The following is a 15,640-nucleotide window of genomic DNA, read 5'->3' as shown; positions in this document are numbered from 1 at the left end:
GCAATCTAAAATAAGATAACTTGTTAAAGCAGGAATGATAATCGATATTTAGCCAACCATTGGTTATCATTTCAATTGGCGATGAAAAAGAAAGAAAACATTCCACAGAAAATTGCTTCCTTAATAGATGCCCATCATGCTTTTGGGTTACCTAAGCCGAAACATCCGTTAGTGAGTCTGCTCAATGGTCCTCACTCACAGATGGAAGTGGTTAGACCTCTTCAAAATCATGTAATCGGTTTCTATAAAATATCATACAAACCCAGGCTTGGCGGGAGGTTAAAATATGGACAGGGTTATTATGATTTTGATGAGGGTGGTTTATTGTTCATTTCGCCCGGCCAGGTTATTGGCAGCGAAGATGATGACGATATTGTATGTTCTGCATATACTTTGCTCATCCATCCGGATTTCTTTTTAGGTTACCCACTATCTAAAAACGTAAAGCAGTATGGCTTTTTTTCTTATTCAACGAACGAAACCTTACATCTTTCAGAAGAGGAAAAAGCAACGGTCATAGAGGTTTTCAAAATGATTGAAAATGAGCTGAACAGCCGGATCGACGACTTTAGCCAGGATGTGGTGATTTCTCAGATTGAGTTATTGCTAAACTATGCCAATCGTTTTTATAAACGCCAGTTCATTACCAGAAAAGCAGTGAACAGTGACTTGTTACAACAATTGGAAAGGATATTAGACACTTATTTCACAGATGAAAGATCTTTAAGCGAGGGTATTCCTACTGTTCAATATCTTGCCGAAACACTAAATCTATCACCCAGTTATTTAAGTGACATGCTGCGCTCCCTAACCGGACAAAATGCACAGCAGCACATCCATCAAAAGCTTATAGAAAAGGCGAAGGAAAAACTATCTACCACTAACTTATCCGTAAGTGAAGTTGCTTATGCGTTAGGTTTTGAACATCCACAATCGTTCAGTAAGTTATTCAAAACAAAAACCAACCTCTCGCCGTTAGAATTTAGAAAGTCATTTATATTATGAACATTCAGCTAACATCAAAAAATGCACTGGTTGGCGCAAGTACTCAGGGATTAGGACTTGCTATAGCAGAGGAATTGGCTAAATGCGGGGCTAATGTAACCTTAATGGCCCGTAATGAGGCCAAACTAAAAGAAATCACTTCCCTTCTGCCAGTAATGCACGAAAATCAGGTGCATCAGTATCTTGTTGCCGACTTTTCAGATTTTGAAAAATATCAAATAATCATTTCTGATTTTTTCAAGAACCATACCGTCGATATTTTGGTGAACAACACCAACGGTCCGAAAGGGGGAACCGCATTAAACCAAGACGTCAAGTCCTATCAGCAGGCCTTTGACCTTGTATTCAAAACGGTTTGCGAAACAACATCGCTGGCGTTACCCCACATGATTAAACAAAAACATGGTCGCATTATAAATGTGTCTTCCATTTCTGTAATAGAACCAATAGATAATCTGGTGCTTTCAAATGCTATTCGATCTGCAACTGCAGCCTGGGCCAAAACACTATCTAATGAAGTAGCAAAACACCATATTACCGTCAATAATATTCTAACAGGCTATTTCGATACTGAAAGGATAAATGACCTTATTGATAAACAAGCAACCTCAAGCGGTCAAACGGTTTCTGAAATCAGGAAAGAAAGAGAAAACGAAGTTCCGATGAAAAGGCTTGGTAAACCTGAGGAATATGGTTATTTAGTGGCTTTTTTGGCATCAGAATATGCTTCATATCTCACAGGAGCAAGCATCCCACTTGATGGTGGCCTTGCTAGGTCATACTAACAACCCTAATAAAAAACAACTTTGAGAATTAATAACAGATAAAATGGACAGTACAAGAGTATATAAAATGTCTTTTGCGAGCGTTTATCCGCATTACATTCAAAAAGCGGAGAAAAAAGGCCGCACAAAAGAAGAATTAGATGAGATCATATTTTGGCTAACAGGATATGACAAACAATCACTTCAAAAACTCATCGACAACAAAACCAATTTTGAAACCTTTTTTGCTCAGGCACCACAAATAAATCCAAATGTTTCAAAAATTACTGGTGTTATTTGCGGTTATCGTGTTGAAGAAATCGAAGATCAGCTCATGCAAAAGGTACGTTATTTGGATAAGTTGGTTGACGAATTGGCAAAAGGAAAGGCTATGGAGAAAATTTTAAGGAAGTAAATACTTCGGCGAAAAAAGGAAACCGAGAAACGTGAGACAGGTTGTTTCAATAAAGGTTAAATTTGCCAATTAACGAAATGAAAAGGCTATTCCTATTTCTGCTTTTAATGTTGTCGTTGGCAACACAAGCACAACCTTTAAGAGTTGCTGTAGCTGCCAACGCACAATTTGTAATAAAAGCCTTGCAGGCAGACTTTAAAAAGAGAACCGGAACTGAAATAGAGGTTATTGCAGGTTCTTCGGGAAAGCTAACTACTCAAATAAAGAACGGCGCACCTTATGATGTTTTTCTTTCTGCTGATATGGATTTTCCAAATGCTCTTTATAAGGAAGGTTTCGGAACTAACCCACCGAAAGTGTATGCCTTGGGCAGTTTAATTGTATGTAGCACTTCAGATCTGGAAGTGAAAAACTGGCGGAGCCTGTTAACTACCAACAAAGTAAACAAGGTAGCTGTAGCTAATCCTGTACTAGCACCTTATGGAAAGGCGGCAGAACAGGCCTTGCGTCATTACAGGGTATGGAACAAGATCAAGGGTAAAATGGTACTGGGAGAAAGTATCTCGCAGGTGAACACCTATATTTCTACAGGAGTGGCTAGTGTTGGTTTTACAACAGAAGCATTAATATACGAAAGTCCCGATGCTGCAAAACTCAAATGGGTGAAGGTTGATCCTAAAGCTTATGATGAAATAAAACAGGGAATGCTTATTCTTTCTCATGCCAAAAAGGGGAATTACGATAAAGCTTTAAAGTTTTTCAGTTACCTTCAATCGCCCGCAGCTAAACAGCTTTTTAAGAAGAATGGGTATAGAATTCCGTAAGTTTAAAAAGAATGGATTTAACACCTATATTCCTTAGTCTAAAACTTGCCTGTGTGACAACGTTAATCCTTTTTGTGATTGGCTTGCCCATAGCTTATTGGCTATCTGGCCGTAGTTCCATCCCTAAGCTAATCATTGAGGCAATAATTACCATGCCATTGGTGTTGCCTCCTTCAGTGCTGGGATTTTATCTATTACTGGCTTTTAGCCCTAAAAATGCTTTGGGAGAATGGCTGCAGGAACATTTTAATATACACCTGGTATTTTCATTTGAGGGCTTAATCTTAGCGTCGGTTATTTATAGCTTGCCCTTTATGGTGAGTCCGGTAAAATCGGCTTTTATACATTTGCCTACCTCGATTAGAGAAGCATCCTATACCATGGGTAAGTCAAAGTTTGAAACCCTTTGGCATGTATTATTACCCAATATCAAATCCTCTTTGCTAACTGCGGCTGTGCTTACTTTTGCGCATACCTTAGGAGAATTTGGTGTTGTTTTGATGATTGGCGGAAATATTCCAGGTGCAACCAAAGTTGCCTCGATCGCCATTTATGATTCGGTAGAAAGTATGGATTATGCCAATGCAAATTACTACTCCCTGATTCTGTTTTCAATCACTTTTGTAATAGTCCTGACTGTTTTTATTTTGAATAGAAAATCTGCAAAAAGCCCGCTTGAATGATAGAAATTAATATAAAAAAAAGAGTTAGAATCTACAATGGAACTAATCTGATTCAGGTAAAGGCTTCATTTCATCATCGGCACATTACCCAGATTATTGGTCCTTCTGGATCGGGTAAAACAACGCTTTTAAAAATTATTGCCGGTTTGATTAAACCGGAAGAAGGAAAGATAACTGTGAACGAGAATGTGTGGCTTGATACCAAAGCCAACAGGAATCTGGAACCTCAGAAACGTAGTATAGGCTTTGTATTTCAGGATTATGCCTTGTTTCCAAATATGACTGTTATAGAACACCTTCAGTATGGTTCAAACGATGCTCAATATATTGACAGGTTAATAGCGATAGGCAGGCTTGACGCTTTTAGAACACATAAACCTAAGCATCTGTCAGGTGGCCAGCAGCAACGCCTGGCTATTTTAAGGGCTTTATCTACAAAACCTAGTCTATTACTAATGGATGAGCCTTTTTCGGCTTTAGATAATGTGCTCAAAAAGGATGTAATGACCGACCTGAAAACTTTATTTGATGAGTTAAAAATCACCTGTCTGGTTGTAACTCATCATCCGCTGGAAACGGAAGGCTTTGCTGAATATTCTTTCTTGGTCTGAGAATGCGCTCTTATTCATCTTCTTGCAGTTCACTCATTCGATCTTTGATGACCTCTGCATGTTCAATTCCCCACTGATCTATTTTGGAAAGAATAGGCAATAAGGTTTCTCCAAAGCTGGTGAGTTTGTATTCAGTTTTTTTTGGATAAACATCTTCCGCACATTTTTCAACAATACCGTAAAAAAGCAGTTCTGCCAATTGCATTTCGATAACACGTGTGGATGCTTCAGTGATATATCTGGCAATTTCGCTGGGCCTCGAAATACCTCTAATTGCATCCAGAATGCAACATTTCCATTTTCCGCCCAATACTCTCATCGCTAAATAGATACCACAATCTGGATCTTCTTGTATTTTTCTTGTATACATACTTTTATTATTGCTGGTTAAAATTACTCAATCCATCCCGAACCTCACAGGAACCCCATACCGAATCTTTTATCGGTTATTGTTGCCTTACAATCTTTCAGGGAAATTTGTGTTATCGCTTATCGTGATTAATTAAAACAAAAGAGGAATCTGAAATGCAAAAAGAACTGAATGTAAAAGGCCAATTTAAACTTAACTGGATTGACACCCTGCCGTTACTAATATGGATAACTGTTTTTTTTATAACCTGGCTATTCATGCATGGAGCAGATCATTACCTGCAAATGACACCAGAAGCATTAGGCAGATATTTCCCTCAACGGTGGTTCCTCATCGCGCATATTACAGCTGGTGGTGGAGCATTGATTTCCGGTATTATTCAATTCTGGTCTAAACTACGTACCTATAGCTGGAAAATACATCGCGTAATTGGTTATTTGTATCTGTTGTCGATCCTGGTAAGCAGTATCAGTGCCCTGGTGCTTGCTTCAACAACGGCCTATGCGGTAAATTGGGCTTATGCTTTTACACTGCAGATCTGGGCTAGTGTTTGGATCAGTACAACTTTTATTGCTTTCTATACCGCTATGAGGAAACAATTCAAGCTTCACAAAGAATGGATGATCAGAAGTTATCTGGTTACCGTAGCTTTTCTGATCTCAGGTTTTATCTACAAGATTCCATTAGTACAGCAATTGGGCAGTTTTGAAGAAGTTACTGTTCCTCTTTTTTGGATGGGTTGGGCAGTGCCACTTTATACTTATGAAGTGATCCGCAGCATTTATTCCAGTAAGAAACTTAAACGTTAAACTGCCTTAAATGATGATCTGAATGCTTATAAACAAATATGCCAATTTGCTCTCTTGTCATTTTACCAAAGAAATCGTGAATGAACTTATCATTTGAAAAGTTTTCAAAATCAGCTATCAGGTTCATCAAGATCTTCTTTTGAGCTTCCAGATCACATTCTTTTTGCTTAATGGTAAATGCTTTTCCTGCCGGCATATTTTTACCGATTGGCTTGTCGTTTTTAGTATTGCTTTTGAGCGCCATTTTGCCGAAGATTTTACCTAAAAATTCTTGCCCGTTAACAGGATTGGTTATTCCTAAAACCCATTCGTTCCATTTTGTGCAATGCATGGTCATTTGATAAACATTCATCTTACCCCAAAGCGGCTTGCTGTTTTCATTCAGTGAATTAACCCTGGCAGTCAATTCATCTATTGTTGCCTTATCAAATATCGTTTTCATTGTCAAAATTATTTATAGGTTGCAATGAAAAATAGTTACCAGAATCATCTTTAAATAATGCATCTGTTCCGTAAAACTCTTTGGTTGGCGGTTTTATAAATTCAACACCCTTGGCTTTAAGCTCCTCGTAAGTAGCATGTATATCTTTGCAAGTTAAAACCCCACAGCCAAATATCCCTTTTTTGATAAGGTCTATTAGGTTTTCCGCTATTTCTTTGGGAAACATTTTACTTACTGTAACCGGAAACAATACCAATTGCAGGTCGGGCTGCTCGGGAGGCGAAACGGTAAGCCAACGGGTTCCCTGCCCCATTGGAAAATCGTCTACCAGTTTGAATCCCAACTTGTTTACATAGAAGTCATAGGCACTATCCTGATCTATAACATGAATGTTTGTAATGGTCATTTTTGTAATCATGGCTATTTGCTTTAGATGTTAAACTCATTACAAACTTGAGCAATAAATCAAATATCAGTTTCTTCAAAATTGCTATTTTCGAGCCAACCATGTTGGTAGGCATAACAACCCGGCACAAAGGCAAGAGGTGTTAAACTGATCTTCTTTTGGTTTTCTTGGTGGTGTTTCAGGTAAGTTGACGGGGATTTTCCGACGACCTTTGAGAATAGTCCGCTGAATGAAGAAAGGCTATCGAAGCCCACTAAAAAGCAGGCCTCAGAAACAGGAGTATCTTTTTTGAGTAGTTCTTTTGCCTTTTCAATTCTCACATATTTTAAATACTGATGGGGTGTTTTTCCGTAAGCAGATTTGAACAGTCGAATAAAATGAAATTTTGAAAAATAGGCCTCGTTAGAAATATTATTGAGGTCTATTTTGTCGGCATAGTTGTTATCGATGAATAGTTTTGCCTGAACTATTCTTCTGTATAAATAAACCTTCGGGTATTGCTCGGTTGTCATTTGATTTTATTCCTGCTCCACTCACTCCAACTCCCCACATACAACTTCGGGATTTCTAAACCTGCATAGTCCATTGCTAAAAGTGTATGACAAGCCGTTACGCCAGAACCACAATGCACAATCACATTTTCCGTTTTATAATCGGCTAAAGCTTTTGAATATTTCTCTTTTAGTATTTCAGGTGCTAAAAAATCCCCGTTAGCATCCAGATTCTCACTAAAAGGAATATTTATTGCGCCAGGAATATGGCCCGCAATTAAATCAATTGGTTCTGTTAATCCTGCATAACGATTAGCATCGCGAACATCAATAACTGCATGATTATCACTGTTACCAGCAACTTCTACCTCATCTATTTCTGCTAATGGTAACTGCCATTCGGTGATCTGATAAGGCTCTGCTGTTTCGGGAGTTGGAATCTCAGAACTAACAGCAAATCCCGCTTTAACAGCAGCATCATAACCGCCATTTAAAACCTGAACTTTTTGGTGTCCTATTGACTTTAACATCCACCAGAATCTGGCAGCAGCATTAGCGCCATTCTTATCGTCGTAAACAATTACATGGCTATCTTTTGTAACCCCGTATTTTGCTAAAACTTCAGAAAAATGTTCAAACGTAGGTAAAGGGTGCCTGCCTCCAACAGCGAAATCCTTAATATCGGCCAGATCTGTATTTAGATCAAGATAAAAGGCACCATCTAAGTGCTGTTCATCATATCTGGCTTTCGATCCGGCGCTAACATCAAATAAAATAAAATCGTTTTTACCTGGTAAAATCAATTCCTGTGGCTGTATTATAGAAGATAATTTCATGGTATTTAAAAACATGAATATATGAAAACTATCCCAACATTACCTGTGGAAAAGTAATTGTAAAGGTTGATCCCTGCTTAACTGCAGATGCAACCTTAATATCAATATTATGATATAATGCAATACTTTTAACTATTGAAAGGCCAAGCCCATAACCCACGTTTTCAGATAAATTGGCCTTCCTGAACCGATCGAAAATAAAGTCAATATCTTCACTTGCAATGCCAATACCCGTATCCTTAATGAAAATCTGATAGTCGCCTTGTTTGTTAAAAGCATCGGTAACCATCACGCTCCCACCTTCAACATTGTATTTAATTGCATTATTTATAAGGTTGTAGAACAACTGAAAAAGCAGATCGTGGTTAACATTTTTTAGTGTAACCTTCTCTTTAATATGTATAGAAAAAGTAAGGCCTTTGTCCTCTAACCTGTGACTAATCTCTTCTTTTATGTCTTCCAGTAAATCTGTAAGTTTTACAGATGCCAATTTTACAAACTGATCGTTCTCAATTCTTGAAATGAACAGCAATGAGGAAGATATTTTCTTTAATCGGTCCAGCGTTTTCATCATTCCCACAATGCGCATTGCCACATCTTCAGTGATCTGGTCATCAGCAAGCAGGTTTTCCATCTTGTTTTGGAGGATGCTTATCGGAGTCATCAGCTCATGAGAAGCATTGGCTGTAAACTCTCGCTCCTTTTCAAAGTCGACATTGATCTGATCCATCAAACTGATGAGCGACTCATCTAAATATTTAAAGTCCTGTGTGGTGGTTTTTACAGGTTTACTTTGATCTTTAAAAGGAAACTTTCGGTTTAGCAGTTTGCTTTCTATGATTTTGCCAAGCGGTCTTATCAATACCCGGGTAAAAATAAGGTCTATTACAATAGTTAAAGCGATTAGCCCCATCAGAACATATAAGGCTATGCGTTGCAAAGGCTTGTTATATTGATTGATGCTACCTACAGTTTTCCCGATCTCCAGCAGATAGTTTTTGTTTTTGGCCTTAAAAGTATGGTTAAGTACGCGGTAACTCAATGTATCCCCCTCCACAATACGTTCTACTGTTTTTATGGTGTCAATAAGTAGCTCTGGTGCAGCGGGCTCAATGGCAACATATTCCTCTTTAAGCATAGTATAACTTCCATAGCTGTCATCGCCCTGCAGATAATAATCTATACCATCTTTCTGCACCTTATCTAATGCTTTCTTCTGCTGATCTCTTAATGAATAATTGGTGTATTCTGAAGCAATACGTGCTACCAAAAAGGGCATAGAAAGTATAAATAACAGCACAACTGCAAGTTTAGATCCGGTAATGAAGTAAATAAGCTTTGCAGATAGTTTCACGTCTATTTCTTTATTCTATAGCCCACACCTCGTACTGTCTCTAGCCAGTCGGTAGGTGCCCATAAATTTAATTTTTTTCTGATGTTTTTTATGTGTGCATCAATGTAGTTCGAATCATAGTCATCGTCGGCAAAGGTGCCCCAAATATGTTCGCTCAGCTGCATTCTTGTTAAAACGCGGTTTTTGTGTAGAAACAGATAGCTTAACAAATCGTATTCCTTACGCGACAGTTCAATTTGTTCTTCTTTGTATTGAACAAGGCGCTTTTGAAGATCAATGCTAAATTCTCCAAGTGGGATTGCTTCTTCTTTTACATTAAATTTACGACGGGCAATTGCCTGCATTCTTGATTGAAGCTCTAGCAACGAAAAAGGTTTAGCAAGGTAATCATCAGCCCCAAGATCTAATCCTGTTATCCTATCTTCCAGGTTGCCTCTGGCAGTTAAAATAATATATGCAGCTTCTGGATTATGCTTTTTTGCTTTTGGAAGCAGCGACAGTCCATCGCCATCCGGCAAACCAAGGTCAAGCAGAATAAAGTCGTAACTGTTTACTTCAATTTTTTCTAATCCTTGTGCTACAGTATGCGCCAGATCGCACAAGTAAAATGCCTTTTTTAAAAAGGTTTCCATTTCGTAAGCAAGTGTTTTTTCGTCTTCAACTATGAGTACTTTCATTTATGCAACTGAAATTAAAATTGATAATAAAGACCAAGGCTAATAAAAGATTGCTGCCTTTTAGCTTCAGTAATGGCATTTGCACCTAAAATAGAAAACTGATAGCTGACCTCGGCCATATAACTTGACCTACTATAACTCAATGGTATTTTAAAATTGTACGACAAAAGTTCAAAACTTGTTGCCGGCAAAGTAGTGGTTATTGTACTATTGCCATTTCCGTTTCCATTTCCATTACTATTACCGTTGCCATTTCCGTTGCCATTACCATTATTCTTTTTATTCTTCTGCTCCGTATAAGTTTTAAGAAAGTGCTGTGTACCTGCCACTATTTCTATCGAAGGTTCTATGGATAATAGATCTTCCTTACTAAATAGCGTACCTAGTTCTATTAGTTTTGAATTTGTTAATCCTGCAAACACATCGCTTTCTTGTCCAAAAGCATAGTCAGCAGATAAAGAACTCTTAAACCATGGCCAATTGTAATCGGCTGTTACATTTAGATTATTCTCATTAGATGCTTGTAATAATGGAGAACTTTTTGGGTAGAATGATCTGCTATAACCTACGCCGGCAGTAAATCTTTCGTTAAAATCATGATCATAACCAACTCCTAAATCTGTTTCAGAAATACCAGATCCAACATTTAAAAGTTTATATGCACCTGCAGAAAAATATAGACCAACAGGCAATCTTACTGTCGCATTGGCCAATACATAAGGCAGCTTTTCGGCCGTTGTTTGTCCATAGTAACTCACGTTATTGCTATATATAGCGGCCAAAGTTATTGTAGTTTTTTTTGTGTCGGCAGAGTCGATGTCTTTTTGAGCCTTAACTTTTATACTTAGCAAGCAAATAATTACACTAAGGGATAGTAATTTCATACAGGCTAGTGTTTTTTAATTTTGGGGCGACTTACTTTGATGGGTTTAACATCTGGCCTCCCCTTGGGCTTAACAACCTCAGGTTTTGGTTGTCTTCTTGATTTTGGCACTTCCTTAACCTCTTGCTTTTGCCTGTCTCCTTTAGAACGATCTGCTTGTTCAGATTTACCTTTTTTTTTCTGATTATAAGATTTCAGAGATGAGGTTCCCAAAGTATTTGATACTGCAGGCGAAACAAGTAAACAGATGGCTATTGTTACAGTTAATAAGTGTCTGACCATTGTTTGTAAATATATCGAAATGCTCATCATGTAAATATAAAGAAAGTTTACCTCTTTCGAGGCAAACTTTCAACCCCTCCTAAAACATATTCATGTTCATCTGCGCCACTCAATATCTATAACAAAGGTTGTTAGCTAACATGAAATTCAGATGAAATTTCAAAAGAATTAAATTATTTTTTGAATTTCATGTTGTTTTCATGTTCAGAGTTGAGCTTTGAGTTATTAATTGAAGAATTTAAAACTCTACTACTATGAAAAACAAAACAATTTATGCAACCCTGATGGTATTGGTTATTGCAATAGCATCACTTATAGGTTGTAAAAAAGACAGTCAGGCTTCTGGCACTACTAAGGTAGAGATCAGGATGACTGATGCTCCGGGAGATTTTGACGCTATCAATTTAAATGTAAAGCAAGTAATTCTGCTTTCGGGCGGTAAACCTTACACCTTTGAGGTTGATCATGGAATATTCAACATTCTTGATTTTCGAATTGGCACCAGTAATCCTGATATCTTAGTGGCCTCTGGCGATATGCCATCTGGCGAGATCACTGAGATCAGACTCGTGCTTTATGACAACAATACCATCGTTGTTGATGGCCAGGTACAAGATTTAAAAACACCTAGTGCACAAAGCTCTGGATGGAAAGTAAAACTTACAGAAAATCCTGAATTGTTGCCAGGGGTTACTTATTCTCTGCTTCTTGACTTTGATGCAGCTAAATCTATTGTTGCAACTGGAAATGGAAAATATATACTTAAACCTGTTGTTAGAGGTGTTACCGTTGCAACATCTGGTTTAATTTCTGGTGTAGTATTACCACTAACAAGTCACCCGGAGGTTTTGGTTATCGCCGGAACTGATACCGTTGGAACTGTAACAAATGCTACAGGTATGTTTACTGTTGGAGGGTTAGCCACAGGAAACTATACTGTAAAAATATTACCTGTTGAGGGTTTTGCAGAAACTACTATTCCTAATGTTTCTGTCACAGCTGGTCAGAATACCAGTATTGGTACCATTAATTTACAATAAACATTATTACCATTTTTTAACACACACTTAAAACATTTGGTTATGAAAAAGCTATTATTTTTAACATTACTTGCGGCAATTGGGCTTTTGCCTAACAAGTCAGATGCTCAGGTTAGCCTTAGCGTAAACATTGGTTCTCAGCCCGCATGGGGCCCTTCAGGCTATGATCATGCTGATTATTATTATATGCCTGATATTGAGAGTTACTATTATGTTCCTACCAGACAGTTTATTTACCTGAGTAATGGGAACTGGACTTTCTCTGCGGGCCTACCTCCAAGATACAGAGATTACGATTTATACCATGGATATAAGGTGGTTATTAATTCACCTGAGCCATATCGCTATTATAGAGACCATAGGGTAAGATATGCGAGATACAGATCATACCGTTCTCAACCGGTTCGTTACAGCCGTCAGGTGCGCTATGTAGATAGAGGTTATGACAGACACGATTCTTATAAGTATAAAAAATACAAAGGCAACGACAGAGGCTGGAAGGGTGATCGTGGAAGAGGACACGGAAACGGTCATGGCAATGGTCATGGGCACGGAAAACATTAGAGTTCCATTTTTTAGTTAAAAGGCTTTGAACCGGATGGTTCAGGGCCTTTTTTGTTTCAACATGCCAACTCGGTTGATTATTGTGCCAAGTACAGAGAGTAAAAATCCCTCAATTATTGCTCAATTGCATGTGTACAACTGACAATAAGCACCAGTAATATTAAAAAATGAGCAGCAACAAAAACATACTAAAGGCATTCTATCTTATTCTGATAAGCTCTTGTCTGTTTATCTACCCCATTATCATTTCCTTTAAAAAGGACGGCACTTTTTGGAAGTCAAAATTTCTTACCGTAAATAAGGATGGCAGCATTACTTATATCCCCGATGAAAATGGAAATACCATTCCTGATTTCAGTAATGTTGGCTATCATCATGGATTAATAGAAATACCTGATATAAAAGTAGTTAAAAACCTTAATCCGGTACAGGGTGATGCAGGAAAGGCAATTCAGCAGGCTATTGACGAAGTTGCGGCTTTAGCACCCGATAGAAATGGATATAGAGGGGCTATCCTACTTAAGAAAGGGAGCTATCCCATTTCCGGAAGCATTTCTATACAAACAAGTGGTATCATTTTACGCGGAGAGGGCGGTGTTACAAAGCTTATTGCAACCGGAAAAGGACAAAGATCTCTAATTAAAGTAAGTGGAAAGGGAAAGGTTATTGAAGTAAAAAACAGCAGGGTAGAAATTGTTGATGACTATGTACCAACAGGTGCTAAATCTTTCAATATAGCATCATCAGAAGGCTTAAAAAAAGGCGATCGTATAATAGTTTTCAGACCAGGAACGGAAGCATGGATTCATGACTTAAAGATGGATCAGATTATTGCCAGAGATGGTACAAAGCAATGGACAGCACAAGAATACAACCTTAGTTATGAGCGACAAATAACGGCTATTAACGGCAATAAGATTTCTATAGACAACCCGATTGTAATGTCTATGGATAAAAAATACGGTGGTGGTGAGGTATTCAAATATCAGTATGCAGGCAGATTAGCCGAAAACGGAATAGAAAACATGCGTTTTGAATCGGAATTTGTTGGTGATGTTGATGAAGACCATGCCTGGGTTGCAGTTGAATTTGATCATATCGAAAATGGATGGGTAAGGAATGTGAGTTCTTACTATTTTGGCAACTCCTGCGTGAGTCTTAGACCAGGTGCTAAAAACATAACAGTAACTGATTCTAAGTGCTTTGATGCAAAATCTATCATTACAGGTGGCAGAAGATATTCTTTTAATAATGAAGGTCAGCAAAACCTTTTTCAGAATCTCGAAACTACTGAAGGACGCCATGATTATGTTACAGGCGCCCGCGTTAATGGACCGAATGTTTTTTACAACTGCAAATCCAGAAAAACACATGCCGATATTGGACCACACCACAGGTGGGCTTCAGGAACATTATACGACAATATAGATACCGATGGAGAAATTAATGTGCAGGATCGTGGCAACTGGGGCAGCGGACATGGTTGGTCGGGTGTAACTCAGGTATTATGGAACTGCAAGGTATCAGGCGCAGCAGTACAAAACCCATGGGTTTCTGGAAAAAACTATGCAATAGGTTTACGAGGCAAAAAACTAAAAGGTCGCTTGGATGGTAAAGAAAGTGGAGAATGGGAAGGTCTAAACCAATCAGATTTGGAGCCTTCTTCTTTGTTTAAAGCACAGTTGAAAGCAAGAAGTACAAAATAAACCTGACAGGTTAAACTCTTATACATGCTAGTACTCCTGCTTTCCTAAAAAATCACCTTCTTAGAGGAGGCCTAGGAACTTTTGCCCTTTTTAGCGATGCGGGCAAAAGGTTCCAGACTCCGAAAAGAACGGTTATTTTTGCCTTTATTCGATTTTAAATACCTCGGTCATGCCTTTTTCCCAAGATGGGCCAATAGCTTCGGTTTTCCAAAAAGGCTCATGGGCTAACTCATCAGGCCTTAAGTACAATCCATTTTGATCCTTTTTTAACTTAATATTTTGAACAGCAAAACCTCTTGGAAGCTCACCAAAAGCACTATTACCTACAATCAGGTTGTCTTTAAATTCAATTTCTACCTTGTTATCATTCCATTTTAGCGGTTCATGTTCGGTTACAATTACATTTTTTGAGAAAATGGTGTTTAATGGTGGCAAATACCTGCCTGGATTATAACCAGCACTTATTGAAAAGGGTTCAGTAGCGTTAATGATCAGGTTGTTGATGATACTTGCGTTTTTAACCTGCCAGTGGCTTTTAAGTTCCGGATTTGGTAATCCGGCCATAATAGAAATTGCTGCGCTAACACTCTTTCCTGTAATACCTTGCAGGTAATTGTCGTGCACGTTATGCCCTTCGGCAATTATCCTTATTCCGCCTGTACCTGGTTTATTGTTGCCTATAAAGTAGTTTCCGTATACTTCTGAGTTATTGCCATGGCGCAGGGTAAGTGTTGCTTTACATTCATAAAACAGGTTGTTGCGGATAATATTTTTGCACGATTTAATAGATACAGCTTCCAATTCTCCGTCGCAATGTTCAAATATGTTGTTTTCAATGATGGTCTTTGAATCATGAAGGGACCAGGTGCTGTTGCCTATCCTTAAAGTTTCACCGCCATTACCTCCCAATTCCGGTCTTTCTCCAAAATAGTTATGGTCTATTCTGTGGTAGTTAGGCTTGTCTGACAGCCATACCGTAAGGGTAACCCCCTGATGGCTTTTACCTTTGATAAAGCAATGATCTACCCTGTTATTAAAACCATTCATAGATATCCATCGATAATCAGCTGTTTTATCTGGGTTATTATATTCAACAATAGCAGTATTCGTTAGTCTGCACCATGTTGATTTGGTTGAGAATAGTACTACATCACCCTTGTCGATATATCCATTTGCAAAGGAAAGACCATCCACGACCAGCCATGCACCATCAATTTTAAGCGTAGAATTTCCACTTAGTGTGATACTGCCGGGTGTTGCGCTGGTAAGAGTAACAGGCTGATTTTTGGTGCCTGTTCCTTTAAATACCAATTGCTGATCTTTCCATTCTCCGGCTTGCATAATCACCTTATCACCTGGTTTTAAATGTAAAACTTCCAGATCTTTAGCCGATTTTATTTTGTATTCTTTTGCGCTTAAAGCAGAGTTAAATCCCAGAAAAAGGATTAATCCCAGAACTATATTTTTCTTCATTATAA

At 38.2% G+C, this 15,640-nt stretch carries 20 protein-coding genes; 10 read left to right on the top strand and 10 right to left on the bottom strand.

Annotated features, from left to right (window positions below):
• The first annotated feature begins 81 nt into the window (after positions 1 to 81).
• From HQN86_RS06880 to HQN86_RS06855, 6 genes are all read left to right on the top strand, one after another.
• On the top strand, positions 82 to 1,005 hold the full coding sequence (locus tag HQN86_RS06880; protein WP_172660250.1) for a helix-turn-helix domain-containing protein: 924 nt from the start codon (positions 82 to 84) through the stop codon (positions 1,003 to 1,005).
• Positions 1,002 to 1,790, top strand: coding sequence for an SDR family oxidoreductase (locus HQN86_RS06875; RefSeq protein WP_172660249.1), 789 nt, complete (start codon positions 1,002 to 1,004; stop codon positions 1,788 to 1,790). Before HQN86_RS06880 ends, HQN86_RS06875 begins: the two co-directional genes overlap by 4 nt.
• Positions 1,791 to 1,833: 43 nt before the next feature.
• On the top strand, positions 1,834 to 2,184 hold the full coding sequence (locus HQN86_RS06870; RefSeq protein ID WP_172660248.1) for a DUF2200 domain-containing protein: 351 nt from the start codon (positions 1,834 to 1,836) through the stop codon (positions 2,182 to 2,184).
• A gap of 77 nt (positions 2,185 to 2,261) precedes the next feature.
• Positions 2,262 to 3,008, top strand: coding sequence for a molybdate ABC transporter substrate-binding protein (gene modA, locus HQN86_RS06865; protein WP_172660247.1), 747 nt, complete (start codon positions 2,262 to 2,264; stop codon positions 3,006 to 3,008).
• Positions 3,009 to 3,019: 11 nt separating this feature from the next.
• Positions 3,020 to 3,691, top strand: a complete 672-nt coding sequence (modB, locus tag HQN86_RS06860) for a molybdate ABC transporter permease subunit (RefSeq protein ID WP_172660246.1) — start codon at positions 3,020 to 3,022, stop codon at positions 3,689 to 3,691.
• Positions 3,688 to 4,302 carry an ATP-binding cassette domain-containing protein gene (locus HQN86_RS06855; RefSeq protein WP_172660245.1) on the top strand — a complete coding sequence of 205 codons (615 nt, stop codon included), beginning with the start codon at positions 3,688 to 3,690 and terminating at the stop codon, positions 4,300 to 4,302. Before modB ends, HQN86_RS06855 begins: the two co-directional genes overlap by 4 nt.
• A 10-nt stretch (positions 4,303 to 4,312) precedes the next feature.
• Here HQN86_RS06855 and HQN86_RS06850 read toward each other — a convergent pair whose 3' ends face one another.
• Positions 4,313 to 4,672 (bottom strand): winged helix-turn-helix transcriptional regulator, encoded by a 360-nt coding sequence (locus tag HQN86_RS06850; RefSeq protein WP_172660244.1) that lies wholly within the window; start codon positions 4,670 to 4,672, stop codon positions 4,313 to 4,315.
• Between the two features lie 155 nt (positions 4,673 to 4,827).
• Between HQN86_RS06850 and HQN86_RS06845 the strand changes: the two genes are divergently transcribed.
• Positions 4,828 to 5,481, top strand: coding sequence for a DUF2306 domain-containing protein (locus tag HQN86_RS06845; protein ID WP_172660243.1), 654 nt, complete (start codon positions 4,828 to 4,830; stop codon positions 5,479 to 5,481).
• On the opposite strand, the gene HQN86_RS06840 is transcribed toward HQN86_RS06845, so the two are convergent.
• The 8 genes from HQN86_RS06840 to HQN86_RS06805 are packed head-to-tail and all read right to left on the bottom strand — an operon-like array spanning position 5,471 to position 10,852.
• A complete protein-coding gene (locus HQN86_RS06840) occupies positions 5,471 to 5,923 on the bottom strand; it encodes a DUF1569 domain-containing protein (protein WP_172660242.1) in 453 nt (150 codons plus the stop codon). The two genes, HQN86_RS06845 and HQN86_RS06840, sit on opposite strands and share 11 nt — an antisense overlap.
• A complete protein-coding gene (locus tag HQN86_RS06835) occupies positions 5,907 to 6,341 on the bottom strand; it encodes a VOC family protein (protein WP_172660241.1) in 435 nt (144 codons plus the stop codon). Before HQN86_RS06835 ends, HQN86_RS06840 begins: the two co-directional genes overlap by 17 nt.
• Before the next feature lie 47 nt (positions 6,342 to 6,388).
• On the bottom strand, positions 6,389 to 6,841 hold the full coding sequence (locus HQN86_RS06830; protein ID WP_172660240.1) for a helix-turn-helix domain-containing protein: 453 nt from the start codon (positions 6,839 to 6,841) through the stop codon (positions 6,389 to 6,391).
• Positions 6,838 to 7,656, bottom strand: coding sequence for a sulfurtransferase (locus HQN86_RS06825; protein WP_172660239.1), 819 nt, complete (start codon positions 7,654 to 7,656; stop codon positions 6,838 to 6,840). The genes HQN86_RS06830 and HQN86_RS06825 overlap by 4 nt, the downstream gene beginning before the upstream one ends.
• Positions 7,657 to 7,684: 28 nt before the next feature.
• Positions 7,685 to 9,010: a HAMP domain-containing sensor histidine kinase gene (locus HQN86_RS06820; protein WP_172660238.1), complete on the bottom strand. Its 1,326-nt coding sequence runs from the start codon at positions 9,008 to 9,010 to the stop codon at positions 7,685 to 7,687.
• Between the two features lie 2 nt (positions 9,011 to 9,012).
• Positions 9,013 to 9,687, bottom strand: coding sequence for a response regulator transcription factor (locus HQN86_RS06815; RefSeq protein WP_172660237.1), 675 nt, complete (start codon positions 9,685 to 9,687; stop codon positions 9,013 to 9,015).
• 14 nt (positions 9,688 to 9,701) lie between these two features.
• Positions 9,702 to 10,571, bottom strand: coding sequence for a hypothetical protein (locus HQN86_RS06810; protein WP_172660236.1), 870 nt, complete (start codon positions 10,569 to 10,571; stop codon positions 9,702 to 9,704).
• 5 nt (positions 10,572 to 10,576) lie between these two features.
• Positions 10,577 to 10,852 carry a hypothetical protein gene (locus HQN86_RS06805; RefSeq protein WP_172660235.1) on the bottom strand — a complete coding sequence of 92 codons (276 nt, stop codon included), beginning with the start codon at positions 10,850 to 10,852 and terminating at the stop codon, positions 10,577 to 10,579.
• Between the two features lie 254 nt (positions 10,853 to 11,106).
• Here HQN86_RS06805 and HQN86_RS06800 point away from each other — a divergent pair, with 254 nt between their 5' ends.
• From HQN86_RS06800 to HQN86_RS06790, 3 genes are all read left to right on the top strand, one after another.
• Positions 11,107 to 11,892, top strand: coding sequence for a DUF4382 domain-containing protein (locus HQN86_RS06800; protein ID WP_172660234.1), 786 nt, complete (start codon positions 11,107 to 11,109; stop codon positions 11,890 to 11,892).
• 42 nt (positions 11,893 to 11,934) lie between these two features.
• Positions 11,935 to 12,456 carry a hypothetical protein gene (locus HQN86_RS06795; RefSeq protein WP_172660233.1) on the top strand — a complete coding sequence of 174 codons (522 nt, stop codon included), beginning with the start codon at positions 11,935 to 11,937 and terminating at the stop codon, positions 12,454 to 12,456.
• Positions 12,457 to 12,623: 167 nt separating this feature from the next.
• Positions 12,624 to 14,162 (top strand): hypothetical protein, encoded by a 1,539-nt coding sequence (locus HQN86_RS06790; RefSeq protein ID WP_246269457.1) that lies wholly within the window; start codon positions 12,624 to 12,626, stop codon positions 14,160 to 14,162.
• Positions 14,163 to 14,306: 144 nt separating this feature from the next.
• Here the strand turns inward: HQN86_RS06790 and HQN86_RS06785 are convergent, their stop codons facing one another.
• Positions 14,307 to 15,635 carry a polysaccharide lyase 6 family protein gene (locus HQN86_RS06785; RefSeq protein WP_172660232.1) on the bottom strand — a complete coding sequence of 443 codons (1,329 nt, stop codon included), beginning with the start codon at positions 15,633 to 15,635 and terminating at the stop codon, positions 14,307 to 14,309.
• Between the last annotated feature and the right edge of the window lie 5 nt (positions 15,636 to 15,640).

The organism is Pedobacter panaciterrae, from assembly GCF_013204795.1.
In the GTDB taxonomy this organism is placed as follows: Bacteria; Bacteroidota; Bacteroidia; order Sphingobacteriales; family Sphingobacteriaceae; genus Pedobacter; species Pedobacter panaciterrae.
The sequence above is the reverse complement of the archived record's forward strand: the minus strand, read 5'-3'. Positions and strand labels throughout refer to the sequence as shown.

Bases quoted from the DNA above. Each gene is read 5' to 3' on its own strand.
- HQN86_RS06830 (WP_172660240.1), bottom strand. From the start codon at position 6,841: ATGACAACCGAGCAATACCCGAAGGTTTATTTATACAGAAGAATAGTT.
- HQN86_RS06800 (WP_172660234.1), top strand. From the start codon at position 11,107: ATGAAAAACAAAACAATTTATGCAACCCTGATGGTATTGGTTATTGCA.
- modA (WP_172660247.1), top strand. From the start codon at position 2,262: ATGAAAAGGCTATTCCTATTTCTGCTTTTAATGTTGTCGTTGGCAACA.
- HQN86_RS06845 (WP_172660243.1), top strand. From the start codon at position 4,828: ATGCAAAAAGAACTGAATGTAAAAGGCCAATTTAAACTTAACTGGATT.
- HQN86_RS06785 (WP_172660232.1), bottom strand. From the start codon at position 15,635: ATGAAGAAAAATATAGTTCTGGGATTAATCCTTTTTCTGGGATTTAAC.
- modB (WP_172660246.1), top strand. From the start codon at position 3,020: ATGGATTTAACACCTATATTCCTTAGTCTAAAACTTGCCTGTGTGACA.
- HQN86_RS06880 (WP_172660250.1), top strand. From the start codon at position 82: ATGAAAAAGAAAGAAAACATTCCACAGAAAATTGCTTCCTTAATAGAT.
- HQN86_RS06810 (WP_172660236.1), bottom strand. From the start codon at position 10,571: ATGAAATTACTATCCCTTAGTGTAATTATTTGCTTGCTAAGTATAAAA.
- HQN86_RS06805 (WP_172660235.1), bottom strand. From the start codon at position 10,852: ATGGTCAGACACTTATTAACTGTAACAATAGCCATCTGTTTACTTGTT.
- HQN86_RS06855 (WP_172660245.1), top strand. From the start codon at position 3,688: ATGATAGAAATTAATATAAAAAAAAGAGTTAGAATCTACAATGGAACT.
- HQN86_RS06790 (WP_246269457.1), top strand. From the start codon at position 12,624: ATGAGCAGCAACAAAAACATACTAAAGGCATTCTATCTTATTCTGATA.
- HQN86_RS06840 (WP_172660242.1), bottom strand. From the start codon at position 5,923: ATGAAAACGATATTTGATAAGGCAACAATAGATGAATTGACTGCCAGG.
- HQN86_RS06795 (WP_172660233.1), top strand. From the start codon at position 11,935: ATGAAAAAGCTATTATTTTTAACATTACTTGCGGCAATTGGGCTTTTG.
- HQN86_RS06825 (WP_172660239.1), bottom strand. From the start codon at position 7,656: ATGAAATTATCTTCTATAATACAGCCACAGGAATTGATTTTACCAGGT.
- HQN86_RS06815 (WP_172660237.1), bottom strand. From the start codon at position 9,687: ATGAAAGTACTCATAGTTGAAGACGAAAAAACACTTGCTTACGAAATG.
- HQN86_RS06875 (WP_172660249.1), top strand. From the start codon at position 1,002: ATGAACATTCAGCTAACATCAAAAAATGCACTGGTTGGCGCAAGTACT.
- HQN86_RS06870 (WP_172660248.1), top strand. From the start codon at position 1,834: ATGGACAGTACAAGAGTATATAAAATGTCTTTTGCGAGCGTTTATCCG.
- HQN86_RS06850 (WP_172660244.1), bottom strand. From the start codon at position 4,672: ATGTATACAAGAAAAATACAAGAAGATCCAGATTGTGGTATCTATTTA.
- HQN86_RS06835 (WP_172660241.1), bottom strand. From the start codon at position 6,341: ATGATTACAAAAATGACCATTACAAACATTCATGTTATAGATCAGGAT.